Here is a 17023-nt window from a genome sequence, read left to right as displayed (position 1 = left end):
TTTCTCCCTTGAAACGGTCAGGCCGCTTATTCGGCGGCTTTTTTCGGATCCCTGAGCGAGGCGAGCATGCGCGCGCCCCATGTCATCTGTTCGCGCAGATCGGTGATGGCGGCGTCGAGCGCCGCGCGCTCGGCCTCCATCGCGGCGAGGCGGGTCTGCGCCACCTCGTAGGCGGCGGTGATCTGCGTGTATTGCTGGTCGCCCTTGTCGTAGAGGTCGAGCAATTGGCGCAGGTCCTCGAGGCTGAAGCCGAAGCGCTTGCCGCGCAGAATCAGCTTGAGCCGGGCGCGGTCGCGCCGGGTAAAGAGCCGCCTTTGCCCCTGCCGGATCGGCGACAGAAGCTCTTTTGATTCGTAGAAACGCAGGGTGCGGGGGGTCACTTCGAATGCCTCACACATCTCGCGGATGGTCATGGTTGTCTCGCTCATGGCTTTGCCCTTGTCGCACAGGATATGCCGACAATCTGAGGGGGCTTGACCATGGTTACAACAGCCGCGCGGCTTTACGTAACCGCTACGTCACGTCACTTTTAAATTGACGTAAGATCAAGCAAGGTAAACCGATGCGCGGCGCAATTATCTTGCCGCTACGTCACCCCAGACTCGCCTCGGTGTCGTCGCGCAGCTTGCGCAATTCGTCCATGGCGTCGTCGATCTGGGCGCGCTGTTCGGCCAGCTCGGCAAGCTGCCGGTTGGCCAGTGCGATCCAGTAGCGCATCTGCGCCTCGGTGCCTTCTTTTTCATAGATGAGCAGCCATTGCCGGATCTCCTCGAGCGCAAAACCGAATTTGCGGCCCCGCAGGATGAGCGTCATGCGCGCGCATTCGCGCGGGCCATACCAGCGGGCGCGCCCGTCGCGTTCGGGCCGCAAAAGCTCGATATACTCGTAATAGCGCAACGTGCGCGGCGTCACATCGAAGCGCGTGCACATCTCCTTGAAGGACAGTCGCTTGTCGGACATTCCCCCCTCCCTTTGAAGGAAGGTTAGGGCCAAGTCCCGGTTTGCGCAACAGCCACCCTTGCCCCCGCGCCGATTTGCCCGCCATAAAGGGCGAGAGCGAGGCGGAGGCGAGATGGAAAGCCAGAAGGACAGGATCGCACGGCAGTTCATGGAGGCGCTGCCGCACGCGCGCGCGCTCGGGATGCGGTTGACGCTTCTGGAGGAGGGGCAGGCGCGGATCGAGATGGATTACGATCCGCGATTCGTTGGCGACCCCGAGACGGGCGTGATTCACGGCGGCGCGGTCTCGGCGCTGATGGATACGTGCTGTGGTGCCGCAGCGATGAGCCATCCCGACGCCCCCGGCGGCACCGCGACGATTGATCTGCGCATCGACTACATGCGCCCCGCTACGCCGGGCCAGACGATCCGGGCCGAGGCCGAATGCTATCACATCACCCGCTCGGTGGCCTTCGTGCGCGCCCGTGCGATGGACGATGACGCGGCCCTGCCCGTTGCCACCGCCACCGGCGCCTTCACCGTGGAGGGCAAGTGATGGCGCGGCCCCGTCCCGAACCGGTGCAGGTGGTCAAGCAGCGCCGCGATGCCGCCCTCAAGGCGCTTGTGGATGGCGTCCCCTATATCGGCTTTCTCGGTGTCGGGTTCGAGCGGCGCGGCGACGAGCTGACCGCGATCATGCCGTTCGAGGAAAAACTCATCGGCAATCCGCTGCTGCCCGCGCTTCATGGCGGCGCGACGGCGGCGTTTCTGGAGATCACGGCAATCATCGGGCTGAGCTGGGCCACGCTCTGGGAAGAGATCGAGAGCGGCGCGGTCGATCCCCGGACGCTGACCGAAGGCCGCCTGCCGCGCCTGCCCAAAACCATAGATTTCACCGTTGATTACCTGCGCTCCGGCCTGCCGCGCGATGCCTATGCGCGCGCGCAGGTCAACCGCTCCGGCCGTCGCTATGCCAGCGTCCATGTCGAGGCGTGGCAGGACAATCATGCGCGCCCCTTCGCGCAGGCCACCGGGCATTTCGTCATGCCGCGCCGCGATGGCTGAGGCGGCCCGGCCCGTCACCCATGGCCGGGTCCTGAAAATCGCCATTCCCATCGTCATCTCCAACGCCACCGTGCCGATCCTTGGCGCGGTGGATACCGGCGTGGTGGGGCAATTGGGGCTGGCGGCACCCATCGGGGCGGTGGGGCTGGGCGCGATCATCCTGACGGGCGTCTACTGGGTGTTCGGCTTTTTGCGCATGGGCACGACGGGGCTGACCGGTCAGGCGCTCGGCGCGGGGCAGGGGGGTGAGGTGGCGGCGCTGCTCACGCGCGCGCTCATGATCGGGTTTGCGGGCGGTGTCGCGGTCATCGCGCTGCAATGGCCGCTTTTCGCGGCGGCGTTTCTTGTCGCCCCCGCCAGCGCCGAGGTCGAGGGCATGGCGCGCGGCTACATGGCCATCCGCGTCTGGTCCGCGCCCGCGATGATCGCACTTTACGGCGTCACCGGCTGGCTCATCGCGCAGGAACGCACACGCGCCGTGCTCGGTATTCAGGTGCTGATGAACGGGGTCAACGTGGGCCTTGATCTGTGGTTCGTCCTTGGCCTCGGCTGGGGTGTCGAAGGCGTGGCGCGCGCCACCGTGATCGCCGAATGGGGCGGGCTGGCGCTTGGCCTCTGGTTTTGCCGCGCGGCCTTCGGCGTGCCCGCATGGCGCGACTGGCCGCGCGTGTTCGACCGCGCGCGCCTGCGCAACATGGCCTCGGTCAATGGTGATATCCTGCTGCGCTCGCTCATGTTGCAGGCGATTTTCGTCTCTTTCCTCTTTCTCGGCGCGGGTTTCGGCGATGTGACGCTCGCGGCCAATCAGGTGCTGTTGCAGTTTCTCAATATCACCGCCTATGCGCTCGACGGCTTTGCCTTCGCCGCCGAGGCGATTGTCGGTCAGGCCTATGGCGCGCGCGCGCTCGCCATCCTCCGGCGCGGCGCGCTTTTGTCGAGCTTCTGGGGCTTTGTGATCTGCCTGGGCATCGCGGCGGGCTTCGCACTCTTTGGCGGCGCGATCATCGACCTGATGACAACCGCGCCCGAGGTCCGTGAGCAGGCACGCCGCTTCTTGCCCTATACCGTGGCCGCACCCCTGCTGGGCTTGGCACCTTTCATGCTCGACGGCATCTTCATCGGGGCGACCCGCTCGCGCGACATGCGCAACATGATGGCGTTGAGCCTTGCGGTCTATGTCGCGGCGGTTGCCGCGATGGTGCCGACCTTGGGCAATCACGGCCTCTGGCTGGCGCTGCTCATCAGCTTTGTTGCGCGCGGCATCACGCTGGGCCTGCGTTACCCGGCATTGGAGCGGGGGATGGTCAGTCCACGCTCCTGAGCCGGGTGCGTTGCACCAGCGCCACTGCGAGCAGCGGCAGGGCGACGGTCAGGCCGCTCACGATCAGGATCAGAACGCCCAACTGGCTGTAATCGGCGGGGGTTGTGACCGCGCCGCTCACCGGGTCCCGCACCTCGCGCGTCACCACCAAAACCTGGTTGAGATACTTGGTGAAAAGCGAACTGGCCGACAGCGCCAGATTGGTGAACGACGCCATCACGGCAAAGAATGTGGCCTTGAGATCGGGCGGCGCGTTGCGCGCGATCCAGGCCAGCATCGGGATCATCGCGATCTGGCCCAGGGGCGATTCGAGCGCGGTATCCATGACCGCGATGAAGCGCGCGTCGACCACGCCCCCGGTGAGTGGTGCGGTGATGTCCTGAATGCCGTAATACAGCCCGATATTGGGCAGCGACAGCACCCCGCCCGCCACGGTCAGGATCACGATGATATAGACGATCGTGTGATTGGCGATGAGCGGGCGCAGGATGACCATGCCGACAAGGGTGAGCATCGAGGCAATGAGCGACAGAACCGAAAGGAACTGCTGATCGAACCCCAGTGCATCTATGGCAAACCAGGTATAGCCGTCGCCGACCCGTGGCACCGCGCGATAGATGAAGATGAGGAGCGCCGTGCCGATGAGCGTGCGCGCCTGCGCCACCGGCAGCACCGCCACAAGCTGACGCATGAGCAAGAGCACGATCGCCATCGACCCGGCAAAGATGATCTCTTGCCCGAAGGGAATATCGCTCAGCCCGATGGTGAGAGAGAGCGCGACAAACCCCGCACCGCCGACGAAATACCACGGGTTCGGCGTGGTCTCCTCGCCCGGCTGCTCAAAAAGCGCGTCGGCCTCGGCCTCGGTCAGGCCCCGCCCCAGAAGCCCCCGGCGCGCGCGCCATTTCTGCACGCCCGCCAGGATCACGCCCGAGACCGAGACCAGCGGAATCGCCAGCGCCGCAAGGTAAATACTGGCATAGACCGCGCGCTTGCCCTCTGCATCCAGCGCCTCGATCCCGGAGAACATCGTGATGTTGAGCAGCGCCACAGCCACCGTGCCGCTGATCAGCGCGAAGCGGCCCAGCGTCTGCATCGTGGTGTGCAGCGCGCGCGAGGTCTCGGGGGTGAGCGGTGCGCCGGCCTCGTCAAATCGCGGCACCGCCTCGACCGACATGGCATCGGCCACCGCATCCTGAATCACAAGGCCCGTCGGCGCCAGCAGGTAGGAGGTCACATACCACGCGCCCATCGGCATGATCGCGGTCATCATGCCGGTCTGCGTGAGCAACAGATACATGATGAAAACCGACAGCCCGATCAGCCCCGCGCCCAGATAGACCAGCAGCCATTTCCACCGCCACATGATATCGACCAGATGGCCGAGCGGCATCTTGAGGGCCCAGGGCAGTCCCGCCCAGAAGGCCAGGCCGGCAAGGAAAGCCGCCGAGAGGTCAAGATATTCCTTCACGAAAAAGGTGCCCACGATCATCGTCAGCCCCGAGAACCCGGCGGCGAAATAGACCATCAGCGGCGGCAGGAAGGTCCAGCGCATTTGCCGCGCAAGATCAAAGAGGACGGCATCGATCCAGCGGGCGGCGGCGCTCATGCGGCCCCCCATGTCGCCGGGGCGGCCTGAAGCGCGGGCGCGACCAGGTCGAGTGTCTCGGCGGGCAGGATCACCAGAAGCTTGGGCGCGGTCACCTCGAGCCGCACCGGGCCTTCGGCAATATTCGACGTGCCGATGCGCCCGTCCGGCGCAAGACGCAGCCCGTTGATGGGCCAGCGTAGCCCGTCCGAGGCCCCCTCGACCGCGCCCATCGGAAAAAGCGACACGCGGCACCCGGCCTCAAGCGGGAGTGACAGGGCAGGCGGGCACAGAAACATGAGATCCACCTCCCCCAGCAGGATGCAGCGCTGCGCGGCGTGGCGCACCAGTGCCGTGCAGGCGGCCATCTGATGATCAAGCCGGTCGCCGGTAAAGCCCAGACCGATCAACAGCGGCGCGCCGACATGGGCAAGACATTTCTCGAAATCGGTCGTGTCCTGATCCGACATCGGGTGCAGGACCCTATCGGGCAGGCGGGCGCGCGCCACCGCACTGATACTGTCGAAATCACCGATCACCGCGCGCAGACTCAACCCCGCCGCCAGCGCGGTATCGGCCCCGCCATCGGCGGCCACCACCTGCGACGCATGGCGCAACGCAGCACTCAGCCGTTCAGGTGCCACCGTGGCCCCGCCGATAAGCGCAATTGGCTGATTTTCGCGAACAATCATTATCTGATGGCCGTTATCGTTGCCTTAACTCTTCTGATGTCACATTCCGACCACGAAATGATACTGTAAAGATCGAAGAATCGGGCCGCTTTAGACGCGGAGTTCATGGTAAACACTGTCTTTGCAGGCAAGCAAAGCGAGCTATTCACATGGTAGGTTCAAGCAAGATACTTACAGTCTCCTACGGCACGTTTTCGTGCACGTTGGAAGGTTTCGACGATTCATTCGACACGATGAAGGCGATTGCAGAGTATTTCCGCGATCTCGCCGCCGACGACCGCTATTTCGGGGCCGAACCGCCGACACCGGATGCCGAGATGCTGGCGCGCATCGCCGAGCGTGAAATCGCGCGCCGGGTCGAGGCGCACGAGCATCAGGGCCGTATCGTGCTCCGGGCGCAGGACGGGGCCACGCCCATGTCTGCCCTTGCGGGCGCTGCGGCGCTTGCCCCGTCCGGGTCGCGTCCCGGGACTGCGCCCGAGACCGACAGTCGGCCCGAGGCTGGCGCGCCCGCAGCGGGGACATCAGAGGCAGAGAAGGCCGCGCCGGACGCTGCGCCCGATGTCGCTGACCTGCCCGCCAAGCTGGCCGAGGACCCTGCGCAGGACATGACGGACGCCCCCGAAGCCGCCCCCGAACCCGAGGGCGTTGCGGATATCGCTGGTGCGGCTGGCGACGCAGACGAAGATGCGCCCGAGGCAGAGTGGCTTGCCGAGCGCGAAAGCCGCGCCGCGCCGCAGGATCTTGCCGCGAAGCTGGACCTGATCCGCTCGGTTGTCGGTGCGGACGAGCAGTATAGCGAAGATGAGCACGCGCAGGATTTTGTCGAGCCGGACCCGGTGGATACGTCGCTTTGGCCCGATGCGGCCGCGCCGGTCTCCGAGGTGATGGACGCCTCGGAGGACCGCGTGGATGACGAGCCGGAGACAATGGACGGTCCGATCTGGACAGAAACGCCTGACGCGGCCATGACGGATGCGCCGGAGCCGGAGGCCCGTGATCCTCAGGACGAGGCGACCCTGACGGAGGCCGCGCCGGAGGTGTCAGGGGAGGCCGTTCGTTGGGAGAGCTTCGAGGACGAGGATGAGAATGACACGGCGGTGCTGACGGCCTTTGACGATGGCGCGCTCACTGCTGACGATTTGAGCGCGGTCGACGCGCCCGAAACCATGAAAGACCCCGAAGCCGCAGACGATACGGCGTTCGAGGACACCCTTGCCGCGCTCATGGCGGATGCCGGGGTGCCAGCGATCGAAGCGCCAGAGGCCGAACGTGCAGAGGACGACGCAGAGACTTCGTCTCCCGATACCGTGCGCCCTGCGCGTGTGCTCAAGGTCAAGCGATCCGATTTCGAGGCGGCGCGCGCCGAGGGTCTCTTCGAGGAGACGGGCGAGGACGAGATCGACCAGGACGACGGCCCGACGGGCAACATATTCGATGAGGATGACAGCCCGCTCAGCGCCGAGGAAGAGGCGGATCTGCAACGCGAACTGGCCGCGCTTGACGCCGAACTCGGCGATGAAACCGGTGAGGCCGATCAGCCCGACGCCATGCAAGAGCCGGAGACCGTCGCGGACAGATCCGAGCGCGTCAAGTTCGAGGATGTCGCCAAGGAAAACGACCTCGCGCGGATTTTCGACGAGGCCGATACCCAGATGGCCGCTCCCGAGACCAGCCGCCGCCGCAACACCATCCAGCACCTGCGTGCAGCCCTGGCTGCGACCCGCGCGGAAAAGGACGCCGGCGCGGACCTGACCCGCAAGCCGGATGCCAATCCCTATCGCGGCGATCTGGCCGCCGCCGTGCGCCCGCGCCGCCCCGAGGCGCTTGCCGCGCCCGCGCGCAGCGCGCGCCCCGAAGAGCCGCGCGCTGCCCCGCTCAAGCTGGTTGCCGAACAGAGGGTGGACACCCAACGCGCGCCGGTGCAACCGCGCCGCATCACCACACAGAAACCCGAGGTTCTGGAGGCGGTCGAGGGCGGGTTCTCGGAGTTTGCGGAGGAACTTGGCGCCACCGCGCTGCCCGATCTGCTGGAAGCGGCCGCTGCCTATCTCGCCGATGTCGAGGGCCGCACGCAGTTTTCGCGCCCGATGCTCATGGGCAAGCTTAGGGAAGTCGACGAGGAAGGGTTCTCCCGCGAGGAAGGGCTGCGCTCATTCGGCAAGCTTCTGCGCGAAGGCAAGTTGCAAAAACTGTCGGGCGGGCGCTTTGCCGTCACCGAGGAAACCGAGTTTCGGGCCGAGGCGCGTCGCCGGGCCGGATGAGCGCATGAGCGTAAAGCCGATGACGGTCTAGAACAAGGCAGGCCGGGCGCGTTTCCCGGCCTGCTTTACTGTGGTGTTCCCGTGATCAGATGCCGTTCAGGTGGCGCGCGACACCGGGCGTCCGGTGTAGACCCGCGCGCCGACGCGCACCTGCATCAGGCCGTTGGCGAGCAAGCGCACGAAAATGCCCTGAATGGACACGGCCGTGCCGAGTTGGATGGTGCGAAACATGATCTCCCCCCGATCATGGTGAACATATCCCCGTGTGACAGCACGAAACCCCGTTCACCTGTCCCGAGTGTGACAAGTCTGTTGCAATGATCAATACAATTTCGCGCGATGGGACGAATTGACCACGATCAAACAGGCGTGCACTCAAAGCCAGTCGCGCAGAATCGGAATCAGCGGCAGATCGGCGGGGGGCATGGGATAGGTGCGCAACTCCTGCGCGCGCACCCATTTGAGCGCTTGGCCCTCGCGCCCCTGCGGGGTGCCCTCCCATTTGCGGCAAGCGAAAAGCGGCATGAGCAAATGAAAATCGGCATAGCTGTGGCTGGCAAAGGTCAGTGGCGCAAGGCAGGACGCCCAGGTGTCGATCCCCAACTCCTCATGCAACTCGCGGATCAGGGCGGCCTCGGGCGTCTCGCCCGGCTCGACCTTGCCGCCGGGAAATTCCCACAGCCCCGCCATGGATTTGCCCATCGGCCGCTGCGCCAGCAGCACGCGCCCGTCCACGTCGATCAGCGCCACCGCCGACACCAGAATGGTTTTCACGAGCGATAATCCGCGTTGATCTCGATATAGCCGTGGGTCAGATCGCAGGTCCAGACCCGCGCCGTGCCCCCGCCAAGGCCCAGATCGACATGGATCACGATGCTCTCGCTCTTCATGTAGGCGGCGGCCTTTCCCTCGTCATGCGCGGGGCTGACCTCGCCGTCGCGCGCCACTTCGTGGGTGCCGAACCAGATCGAGAGCCTATCCCGGTCGGCCCGCGCGCCGGATTTGCCGACCGCCATGACGACGCGGCCCCAGTTGGGATCCTCGCCCGCGATGGCGGTCTTGATCAGCGGTGAATTGGCGATGGATTTGGCGTGGATATGTGCCTCGGCATCCGAGGCGGCACCGGTCACCGAGACCTCGACGAATTTCGTCGCCCCCTCGCCGTCGCGCACCACCTGATGCGCGAGATCAAGCATGACCCGGCGCAGCGCCTCCATGAAGCCCATGTTGCTTTCGGTCACGCGCACGCCCGAGGTGCCGGTCGCGGCCATCAGGAGCGTGTCGGAGGTGGAGGTATCGCTATCCACCGTGATGCAGTTGAACGTGGTGCGGTTGAGCGCGCTCACCATGTCCTGCAAGACAGCCTGCTCCATCGCCGCATCGGTGAAGATGTAGACCAGCATCGTCGCCATGTCGGGCGCGATCATGCCCGAACCCTTGGCGATACCCGCGATGCGCACGCTCTGCCCGTCGATGGCGATGGTCTCGCTCGCGCCCTTGGGAAAGGTGTCGGTGGTCATGATCGCGCGCGCGGCGGCGTCGATCCCGCCGGGCGCAAGACGGCCCGCCAGGTCGTCAATGCAGGCGGTGATGCGCTCATGTGGCAGCGGTTCGCCGATCACACCGGTGGAAGAGGTAAAGACCCGCGCCGCCGGAACTCCGAGCCGCTCGGCCACGGCCCCTGTCACCGCCTCGACCGAGGCCACGCCCCGCCGCCCGGTAAAGGCGTTGGCATTGCCCGAATTGACGAGGATCGCGGCACCCGGTGCCGGATCGCCGCCGATCTTGGCCTGACAATCGAGCACCGCCGCCGAGCGCGTGGCCGAGCGGGTGAATACCCCGGCCATGGCCGTGCCCGGCGCAAGGCTGACCAACAGAACGTCGGTGCGCCCCTGATAGCGCACCCCCGCCTGTGCCGTCGCAAAGCGCACACCGCCGATTTCCGGCAGGTCGGGAAAGGCGGCAGGCGCCAGAGGCGAAAGCGGCGCGGGCTTGCCCATGGTGTCAGTTCTCCAGAAGGTCGAGCCGGTTGATCAGCTCGGGATTGGCGGCATCGCCTGCGGCGCGCTCGATCGTTGTTCCGGCTTCGAGCGTGGCCAGATAGGCCTCGAAGGCCTGCCGCTGAATCTCGTCCGTCAGATCAAGACGCACCTCGTCGAGGGTCGGGCGCTCCTTGATCCGGGTCTCGTTGAGTTGAATGACATGCCAGCCGAACTGGGTCTGCACCGGGGCCGAGACCTGACCCACCTCAAGCGCGGACACCGCGTCGAAGAATTCCGGCACCATCACGCCGTCGGCGAACCAGCCCAGCTCGCCGCCCGAAGGGCCGGAGGGCCCGACCGAATGCGCCTGCGCCAGCGCGGCGAAATTCGCGCCCCCCGCAAGCTCGGTCACAAGCTTGGCGGCCTCTTCCTCGGTTTCCACGAGGATATGGGCGGCGCGATACTCGGTCTCGTCCTCGGCATTGGCGAATTCGGCCTCATAGGCGGCTTGCAGCGCCTCTTCGGTCACGGCATCGCCGGTCACGCGGGTGATCACCTCGGCGGCAAGGATTGCGCGGCGCTCGTTCTCAAGCCGCAACTGCGCAAGTTCCGACGGCTCACCGTCGAGCGCCTGCATCAGCAGGGTCTGTTGCACGAGCTGATCGAGCACGCCCTTGAACAGAACCTCGGGCGGGATCTGATTGTATTGCTCGGGCAGGCTTGCCCGCAGCGCAAGGACATGGCCAAGGGTGATCTCGGTCCCGCCCACCGTGGCCAGCACGGTCTCGCGCGAGGTTGTATCCTGTGCCATCGCGGGCGCGCCAAACGTGAGCGCGGCAACCGCGACCGTGGAAAGAAACTGTCGGAACATCAGGCCATCCTTTATCCAAAGAGCCGCAGCGCCGTCCAGGCACGCGACGTTGACACTTCTCGGGCTGCCGCTTACATCGCCTTGAGTTGTGGCGCGCGGGGCCGATCCGTGCCCGTTCTAGGGCGCAGGCGCAGGCGGGGCAAGCGATTGCCGGTCACGAACGGATAAAACGGCGGGAACGGACAGAACATGCTTGGTATTGGATCGATTGCCAGAAAGGTGTTTGGCACGCCGAACGACCGCAAGATCAAGGCCACGCGCCCGCTGATCGCGCAGATCAACGCGCTCGAGCCGGAATTCGGGGCGCTGAGCGATGCCGGGCTGATCGAGAAAACCGAAGAGTTCCGCAAGCGCATTGCCGGCGGCGAAGGTCTTGACGCGCTCCTCCCCGAGGCGTTCGCCAATTGCCGCGAGGGCGCGCGCCGCGCGCTCGGCCTGCGCGCCTTTGACGTGCAGCTCAAGGGCGGGATCTTCCTGCATCAGGGCAATATCTCGGAGATGAAGACCGGCGAGGGCAAGACGCTTGTCGCCACCTTGCCTGCCTATCTCAACGCGCTCTCGGGCAAGGGCGTGCATGTCGTCACGGTCAACGATTATCTTGCCAAGCGCGACGCCGAATGGATGGGCAAGGTCTTTGCCGCGCTCGGCATGACCACGGGCGTGGTCTATCCGCAGCAGCCGGAGCATGAGAAGAAGGCCGCCTATGCCGCCGATGTGACCTATGCCACCAACAACGAGCTTGGCTTTGACTATCTGCGCGACAACATGCGCGCCTCGCTCGAGGAAATGAGCCAGCGCGGGCACAATTTCGCCATCGTCGACGAGGTGGACAGCATCCTGATCGACGAGGCGCGCACGCCACTGATCATTTCCGGCCCCAGTCAGGACCGCAGCGAGCTTTACCAGACCATCGACACGGTGATCCCCGAGTTGCAGGACGACCATTTCAAACTCGACGAAAAGACCCGCTCGGTCACCTATACCGACGAGGGCAACGAGTTTCTCGAACAGCTTCTGCACGCGCGCGGCCTCTTGCCCGAGGGGCAGTCGCTTTATGACCCCGAGAGCACCACGATCGTTCACCACGTCAATCAGGGCCTGCGCGCGCACAAGCTCTTTCACAAGGACAAGGAATACATCGTCCGTGGCGGCGATGTGGTCCTCATTGACGAGTTCACCGGCCGGATGATGGCGGGGCGTCGGCTGTCGGACGGGCTGCATCAGGCGATCGAGGCCAAGGAGGGCTGCCCGATCCAGCCCGAGAACGTGACCCTCGCCAGCGTCACTTTCCAGAACTATTTCCGCCTCTACGACAAGCTTGCCGGCATGACCGGCACCGCCCTGACCGAGGCCGAGGAATTTGCCGAAATCTACGGGCTTGGTGTGGTCGAGGTGCCGACCAACCGCCCCATCGCGCGAATCGACCAGGATGATGCCGTCTATCGCACCGCGCGTGAGAAATTCGAGGCCATCGTCGAGGAGATCCGCGAGGCCCATGTCAAGGGACAGCCGATTCTCGTCGGCACGACCTCGATCGAGAAATCCGAGATGCTGAGCGGGCTGCTCACGCAGGCCAAGATCCCGCATAACGTGCTCAACGCGCGCCAGCACGAAAAAGAGGCGCAGATCATTGCCGATGCGGGCAAGCTCGGGGCGGTGACGATTGCCACCAACATGGCCGGACGCGGCACCGACATCAAGCTTGGCGGCAATGTCGAGTTCAAGATCATGGAGGCCATCGCCGCCGATCCGGACGGTGATCCCGAGGCGATCCGGACCCGGATCGAAGAGGAACACGCCGCTGACGAGGAGGCCGTGAAACAGGCGGGCGGGCTCTTCGTGCTCGCCACCGAACGCCACGAAAGCCGCCGCATCGACAACCAGTTGCGCGGGCGCTCGGGCCGTCAGGGCGATCCGGGCAAATCCGCCTTCTTCCTCAGCCTCGAAGACGACCTGATGCGCATTTTCGGCTCCGAACGGCTGGAAAAGGTGCTCTCGACCCTCGGCATGAAAGAGGGCGAGGCGATCATCCACCCTTGGGTGAACAAATCGCTGGAACGCGCGCAGGCCAAGGTCGAGGGGCGCAATTTCGACATCCGCAAGCAGTTGCTGAAATTCGATGACGTGATGAACGAACAGCGCAAGGTGATCTTCAAGCAGCGCCTCGACATCATGAAGGCCGAGGATCTGAGCGGCATCATCGGCGATATGCGCGGCGAGGTCATTGCCGATCTGGTCGATGAATTCATGCCACCCAAAAGCTATGCGGATCAATGGGATACCGAAGGTCTGCGCGACGCTGTGCGCGAGCGGCTCAACATGGATCTGCCGGTGGTGGACTGGGCCGCCGAAGAGGGCGTGGACGACGATGTGATCATCGAACGGCTCGACCGCGCCGGCAACGAGATGATGGCCGCCAAGGCCGCGCAATTCGGCCCCGAGACCATGCGCATGATCGAAAAGCAGATGCTCTTGCAGACGATCGACGCCAAGTGGCGCGATCACCTGCTGACGCTGGAACATCTGCGCTCTGTGGTCGGCTTCCGCAGCTATGCGCAGCGCGATCCGCTCAACGAATACAAGACCGAGGCGTTCCAGCTCTTCGAGGCGATGCTCGACGGTCTGCGCGCCGATGTGACGCAGAAATTGTCACAGATACGGCCCATGACCGAGGACGAACAGACCGCGCTCATGCGCGATCTGGCGCAGCAACGCGCGGCGATGGAGGCGGCGGCAACGGTGCCTGCGGACGACGCCGCGTTTCCCGATGCGATCCCCGGTTTCGACGAGGCGGATACCGCCACATGGGGCAATCCGGGGCGCAACGATGCCTGCCCCTGCGGCTCGGGCAAGAAGTTCAAACATTGCCACGGGCGGCTTGCCTGACGGCCTGATTGTGTCCGTGATCGTGCCACGGTCAGGCCTTTTTTAACGCCTATCCCTCATGCTGTCCTTTTACAGGCATGGAGGGCATGATGGCCCAGATCAGACGGTATATCGTGGCTGGCGGCACGCTCGCCTGCGCGCTTGGAATAGCTTTTTTCATGCAGTCCGGGCAGGGTTCGGCCCCGGTTGCCCCGCAACAGGCGTCCGTCGTGGTGGAGCCTCCGGTGGAAATCACGCAGATCGAGCTGACCGCCGCGCCGGCCCTGCCGTCGATGCCCGCGCCAGAGGTGTTGCCCGGCGCGTCGGCCACGCGCGTCGTGGCGCGTGACATGCCCCTGCCGGACACTCTGCCGATGGAGGAGGCTGCCCCCGGTTTCACCTGCGAGGTGGCGATGAGCGCGACGGTGCTCGACGCGGCGATGGTGCGTCTCGATATCGAAGCCCCGTGTCAGCCGAGTGCGCGGTTCACCCTGCACCACACCGGCATGATGGTCTCGGGCCTCACCAATGCGCAGGGCTACGGCTGGATCACGGTGCCCGCGCTTGCCGAGGCGGCGGTGTTCATCGCCTCATTCGAGGGGGGAGAGGGGGCCGTGGCCACGGCGCAGGTGTCTGGCCTGTCGGACTATGACCGATTCGTCGTTCAATGGAGCGGCGATGCCGAGAGCCTGCGGCTCCACGCGCTTGAATTCGGGGCCGATTTCGGCGATCCCGGCCATGTCTGGAGCGGGGCCGCCTCGAATGACGCCGATGGCGTGCTCGTGCGCCTCGGGGCGGATATGCTTTCCCCTGCCTTTCGCGCCGAAATCTATTCCTTCCCGACGGCGAACGCCCTGCGCGACGGCGCTGTCACTCTGCGGCTGGAGGCCGAAGTGACCGACGCCAATTGCGGCCGGGAGCTTGAGGCACAAAGCCTGAGCCTCGGGGCGACCGGGCGGCTCAGCGTGCTCGATGTCGTTCTGGCGATGCCCGATTGCGCCGCCTTGGGCGAGTTTCTCGTGTTGCAAAACCTCTTTGATGACCTGAAGATCGCGCAGAATTGACAGTGCGGCTTCAGGGGGCAGAGCATGGCGGGACTGCGGGCGGCCAGCCTCGCTGCGGTATTGGTCTGGGTAATGGGGGGGACGCTTGCCGCGCAGGATGTCACGCTGCGGTCGCATGACGGCACGGTAGAGATCGACGGCGATCTTCTCGGCTATGACGGCGAATTCTACCGCGTGGACACCGCCTATGGCGAGTTGACGGTCGATGGCTCGGGCGTCACCTGCGAGGGGCCGGGCTGCCCGGATCTTCAGGCTTTCGTTGCGCGTCTCGTGGCCTCGGGCGCGCCCAGCATCGGGCGTGTGCTCATGCCGGCCCTGCTCGAGGCTTTCGCCATCCGCGATTCCTATCACCTCAAGCGTCATGATGCCGGGCCGGATCTGCTGCATTTCACCCTGCATCCGGCACAGGATCCCGAGACCGTTCTGGGCGATTTCCGGTTCCGGCTGACCAATTCCGCCGAGGGTTTTGCCGATCTTCTGGCCAACGAGGCCGATATTGCCATGACCCTGCGCGAGGCGCAGCCCGACGAGCGTGCGCATGCGCGCGCGGCGGGTCTCGGCGATCTGACGCAGCCCGGACGCCTGCGTGTGCTGGCGCTCGACGCCCTCATCCCCGTGGTTGCCCCCGCCAACCCGGTGCAAGGGCTGAGCCTGCGCCAACTGCGTGACGTGCTATCGGGCGAGATCGTCAGTTGGGCCGATCTGGGTGGGGTCGATGCGCCCATCGACCTGCATCTCTGGGCCGCCGATACCGGCCTCGGTCAGGCCAGCCTCGATCAGATGCTGGCCATGGACGCGCGCAGCGTGCCGGAACGCACCACCTGGCACCGCGACGGGCCTGCGCTGGCCGAGGCGGTCTCGGCCAATCCCTTCGCACTTGGCCTCACCGCCCGCTCGGAACAGGGCCCGACCTGGGAGGTGTCGCTTACAGGCGCGTGTGGCTTTGCGCTGCGCGCGCATCGCCGCACCGTCAAGACCGAGGATTACCCGCTTACCGCGCCCTTGTTCCTCTACCTGCCCGCGCGCCGGATGCCCAAGCTCGTCCGCGATTTTCTCGCCTATCTGCGCGATCCGTCCGCGCAACTGGTGATCCGCCGCGCGGGTTTTGTCGATCAGTCGCCCGAGGAGATCGAGATCAACGCGCAAGGCGACCGCTTTGCCAATGCCATCGCGCAGGCGGGACCGGAGGTCGGGCTGGACGAATTGCAACGCATGGTGGGCCTGCTCGCGCCGCTCAGGCGGCTGACCACCACATTCCGCTTCGAGACCGGCTCGACCCGCCTTGATGCGCAATCGCGCTCCAACGTGGAGCAACTCGCCGCCGCGCTGGAACTGGGGCTTTATGACAACCGTCGGCTTGTTTTCGTGGGATTTTCCGACGGGCAGGGTCCGGCGGCTGCCAATCGCCAGATCGCCCTGCGCCGGGCAGAGGCGGTGCGCGACGCGGTCACGCGCGCCGCAGAGACGGCGCGTCTCGACCGGATCGACCTTGCGGTCGATGCCTTCGGCGAAGCGATGCCGATGGCCTGTGACGATACGGACTGGGGGCGGCAGGTCAACCGGCGCGTCGAGGTCTGGGTCCGCTGAGGTCACAGATAGCCCGCTGCGCGAAAGCTGACCTCGGCGGATTTACCGATCACCACATGGTCATGCAGCACCAGCCCGAGGGCCTCTGCCGCGCGCTGCACCTCGGTGGTCATCGAGATATCCGCCTGCGAGGGCGTGGGGTCGCCCGAGGGATGATTATGCACGAGGATGAGGGCGCTTGCGTCCAGCAACAGCGCGCGCTTGACCACCTCGCGCGGATAGACCGGAACGTGATCGACCGTGCCGCGCGCCTGTTCCTCGTCGGCGATGAGCACGTTCTTGCGGTCGAGATAGAACACCCGGAACTGTTCGGTGCCGCGATGCGCCATGCTGGCACGGCAATAGGCGATGAGCGCGTCCCAGGAGGAAATGACCGGTCGTCCGATCACCCGCGCCTGGGCCAGACGATGCGCGGCCGCCTCGACCACCTTCAACTCGGTCACGACGGCAGGACCGACCCCGGCCACCTCCGACAGGCGCTCGGGCGGGGCGGAGATCACGCCGCTGAAATCGTCGAACCGGTCAAGGAGCGCGCGCGCCAGCGGTTTCACGTCTCGGCGCGGAATGGCACGGAAAAGCACCAGTTCGAGCAACTCGTAATCCGGCATCGCCGCCGCCCCCCCGTCGAGAAACCGCGCGCGCAATCGGCTACGGTGGTCGCGGATATAGGAGGGCAGCCGCTCCGGCCCCGGTCCGGCGGGGGCCGCTTCGAAGAGCGGCAAGGACAGGTCATGAAAGGCGCGCGGCGTGCTCATGACCCGGTTATCGCACCGGGACCTTAGCAA

Annotated in this window: 16 protein-coding genes; 7 read left to right on the top strand and 9 right to left on the bottom strand. The window is 65.5% G+C overall.

The window, feature by feature from the left end:
• Positions 1–26 precede the first annotated feature (26 nt).
• Entirely contained in the window at positions 27–428 is a 402-nt protein-coding gene (locus ACSSV8_RS03630; RefSeq protein WP_354540174.1) for a MerR family transcriptional regulator, read from the bottom strand.
• A 163-nt stretch (positions 429–591) separates the two neighbouring features.
• Positions 592–960, bottom strand: coding sequence for a MerR family transcriptional regulator (locus ACSSV8_RS03625; RefSeq protein WP_454281537.1), 369 nt, complete (start codon positions 958–960; stop codon positions 592–594).
• 112 nt (positions 961–1072) lie between these two features.
• Between ACSSV8_RS03625 and ACSSV8_RS03620 the strand changes: the two genes are divergently transcribed.
• Genes ACSSV8_RS03620 through ACSSV8_RS03610 form a run of 3 tightly spaced genes read left to right on the top strand, consistent with a single transcriptional unit; the run spans position 1073 to position 3325 of the window.
• Entirely contained in the window at positions 1073–1495 is a 423-nt protein-coding gene (locus tag ACSSV8_RS03620; RefSeq protein ID WP_354540176.1) for a PaaI family thioesterase, read from the top strand.
• Positions 1495–2004, top strand: a complete 510-nt coding sequence (locus tag ACSSV8_RS03615; RefSeq protein ID WP_354540177.1) for a PaaI family thioesterase — start codon at positions 1495–1497, stop codon at positions 2002–2004. Before ACSSV8_RS03620 ends, ACSSV8_RS03615 begins: the two co-directional genes overlap by 1 nt.
• A complete protein-coding gene (locus ACSSV8_RS03610) occupies positions 1997–3325 on the top strand; it encodes an MATE family efflux transporter (RefSeq protein ID WP_454281536.1) in 1329 nt (442 codons plus the stop codon). The genes ACSSV8_RS03615 and ACSSV8_RS03610 overlap by 8 nt, the downstream gene beginning before the upstream one ends.
• Here ACSSV8_RS03610 and ACSSV8_RS03605 read toward each other — a convergent pair.
• Both ACSSV8_RS03605 and ACSSV8_RS03600 read right to left on the bottom strand, forming a co-directional pair.
• Positions 3309–4934, bottom strand: a complete 1626-nt coding sequence (locus ACSSV8_RS03605; RefSeq protein ID WP_454281535.1) for a hypothetical protein — start codon at positions 4932–4934, stop codon at positions 3309–3311. The two genes, ACSSV8_RS03610 and ACSSV8_RS03605, sit on opposite strands and share 17 nt — an antisense overlap.
• Entirely contained in the window at positions 4931–5605 is a 675-nt protein-coding gene (locus tag ACSSV8_RS03600) for a thiamine diphosphokinase (RefSeq protein WP_454281534.1), read from the bottom strand. Before ACSSV8_RS03600 ends, ACSSV8_RS03605 begins: the two co-directional genes overlap by 4 nt.
• A gap of 149 nt (positions 5606–5754) precedes the next feature.
• On the opposite strand from ACSSV8_RS03600, the gene ACSSV8_RS03595 reads away from it, so the two are divergent.
• Positions 5755–7869, top strand: a complete 2115-nt coding sequence (locus ACSSV8_RS03595; protein WP_454281533.1) for a hypothetical protein — start codon at positions 5755–5757, stop codon at positions 7867–7869.
• 96 nt (positions 7870–7965) lie between these two features.
• On the opposite strand, the gene ACSSV8_RS03590 is transcribed toward ACSSV8_RS03595, so the two are convergent.
• The 4 genes from ACSSV8_RS03590 to ACSSV8_RS03575 all read right to left on the bottom strand — a co-directional run bounded on the left by ACSSV8_RS03590 (position 7966) and on the right by ACSSV8_RS03575 (position 10722).
• Positions 7966–8100 (bottom strand): hypothetical protein, encoded by a 135-nt coding sequence (locus ACSSV8_RS03590; RefSeq protein ID WP_354540182.1) that lies wholly within the window; start codon positions 8098–8100, stop codon positions 7966–7968.
• 144 nt (positions 8101–8244) lie between these two features.
• Positions 8245–8643, bottom strand: a complete 399-nt coding sequence (mutT, locus tag ACSSV8_RS03585) for an 8-oxo-dGTP diphosphatase MutT (protein WP_454281532.1) — start codon at positions 8641–8643, stop codon at positions 8245–8247.
• Positions 8640–9869 (bottom strand): bifunctional glutamate N-acetyltransferase/amino-acid acetyltransferase ArgJ, encoded by a 1230-nt coding sequence (gene argJ / locus ACSSV8_RS03580; RefSeq protein ID WP_454281531.1) that lies wholly within the window; start codon positions 9867–9869, stop codon positions 8640–8642. The genes mutT and argJ overlap by 4 nt, the downstream gene beginning before the upstream one ends.
• Positions 9870–9873: 4 nt before the next feature.
• The gene (locus ACSSV8_RS03575; RefSeq protein WP_454281530.1) at positions 9874–10722 is read right to left on the bottom strand and encodes a peptidylprolyl isomerase; all 849 of its coding nucleotides are present in this window, start codon (positions 10720–10722) and stop codon (positions 9874–9876) included.
• A 189-nt stretch (positions 10723–10911) separates the two neighbouring features.
• On the opposite strand from ACSSV8_RS03575, the gene secA reads away from it, so the two are divergent.
• The 3 genes from secA to ACSSV8_RS03560 all read left to right on the top strand — a co-directional run bounded on the left by secA (position 10912) and on the right by ACSSV8_RS03560 (position 16238).
• Positions 10912–13608 (top strand): preprotein translocase subunit SecA, encoded by a 2697-nt coding sequence (secA, locus tag ACSSV8_RS03570; protein ID WP_454281529.1) that lies wholly within the window; start codon positions 10912–10914, stop codon positions 13606–13608.
• Between the two features lie 89 nt (positions 13609–13697).
• Entirely contained in the window at positions 13698–14651 is a 954-nt protein-coding gene (locus ACSSV8_RS03565) for a hypothetical protein (RefSeq protein WP_454281528.1), read from the top strand.
• 24 nt (positions 14652–14675) lie between these two features.
• Positions 14676–16238: a substrate-binding domain-containing protein gene (locus ACSSV8_RS03560; protein WP_454281527.1), complete on the top strand. Its 1563-nt coding sequence runs from the start codon at positions 14676–14678 to the stop codon at positions 16236–16238.
• A 2-nt stretch (positions 16239–16240) separates the two neighbouring features.
• Here ACSSV8_RS03560 and radC read toward each other — a convergent pair whose 3' ends face one another.
• Entirely contained in the window at positions 16241–16993 is a 753-nt protein-coding gene (gene radC, locus ACSSV8_RS03555; protein ID WP_454281526.1) for a RadC family protein, read from the bottom strand.
• Between the last annotated feature and the right edge of the window lie 30 nt (positions 16994–17023).

This window comes from Roseovarius sp. MBR-79, from assembly GCF_053628555.1.
This window is presented reverse-complemented; position numbering and strand designations above follow the sequence as displayed.

Excerpts from the sequence above, each read along its gene's own strand:
- ACSSV8_RS03630 (WP_354540174.1), bottom strand. The coding sequence starts at position 428 with ATGAGCGAGACAACCATGACCATCCGCGAGATGTGTGAGGCATTCGAA.
- ACSSV8_RS03625 (WP_454281537.1), bottom strand. The coding sequence starts at position 960 with ATGTCCGACAAGCGACTGTCCTTCAAGGAGATGTGCACGCGCTTCGAT.
- ACSSV8_RS03620 (WP_354540176.1), top strand. The coding sequence starts at position 1,073 with ATGGAAAGCCAGAAGGACAGGATCGCACGGCAGTTCATGGAGGCGCTG.
- ACSSV8_RS03615 (WP_354540177.1), top strand. The coding sequence starts at position 1,495 with ATGGCGCGGCCCCGTCCCGAACCGGTGCAGGTGGTCAAGCAGCGCCGC.
- ACSSV8_RS03610 (WP_454281536.1), top strand. The coding sequence starts at position 1,997 with ATGGCTGAGGCGGCCCGGCCCGTCACCCATGGCCGGGTCCTGAAAATC.
- ACSSV8_RS03605 (WP_454281535.1), bottom strand. The coding sequence starts at position 4,934 with ATGAGCGCCGCCGCCCGCTGGATCGATGCCGTCCTCTTTGATCTTGCG.
- ACSSV8_RS03600 (WP_454281534.1), bottom strand. The coding sequence starts at position 5,605 with ATGATTGTTCGCGAAAATCAGCCAATTGCGCTTATCGGCGGGGCCACG.
- ACSSV8_RS03595 (WP_454281533.1), top strand. The coding sequence starts at position 5,755 with ATGGTAGGTTCAAGCAAGATACTTACAGTCTCCTACGGCACGTTTTCG.
- ACSSV8_RS03590 (WP_354540182.1), bottom strand. The coding sequence starts at position 8,100 with ATGTTTCGCACCATCCAACTCGGCACGGCCGTGTCCATTCAGGGCATT.
- argJ (WP_454281531.1), bottom strand. The coding sequence starts at position 9,869 with ATGGGCAAGCCCGCGCCGCTTTCGCCTCTGGCGCCTGCCGCCTTTCCC.
- ACSSV8_RS03575 (WP_454281530.1), bottom strand. The coding sequence starts at position 10,722 with ATGTTCCGACAGTTTCTTTCCACGGTCGCGGTTGCCGCGCTCACGTTT.
- secA (WP_454281529.1), top strand. The coding sequence starts at position 10,912 with ATGCTTGGTATTGGATCGATTGCCAGAAAGGTGTTTGGCACGCCGAAC.
- ACSSV8_RS03565 (WP_454281528.1), top strand. The coding sequence starts at position 13,698 with ATGGCCCAGATCAGACGGTATATCGTGGCTGGCGGCACGCTCGCCTGC.
- ACSSV8_RS03560 (WP_454281527.1), top strand. The coding sequence starts at position 14,676 with ATGGCGGGACTGCGGGCGGCCAGCCTCGCTGCGGTATTGGTCTGGGTA.
- radC (WP_454281526.1), bottom strand. The coding sequence starts at position 16,993 with ATGAGCACGCCGCGCGCCTTTCATGACCTGTCCTTGCCGCTCTTCGAA.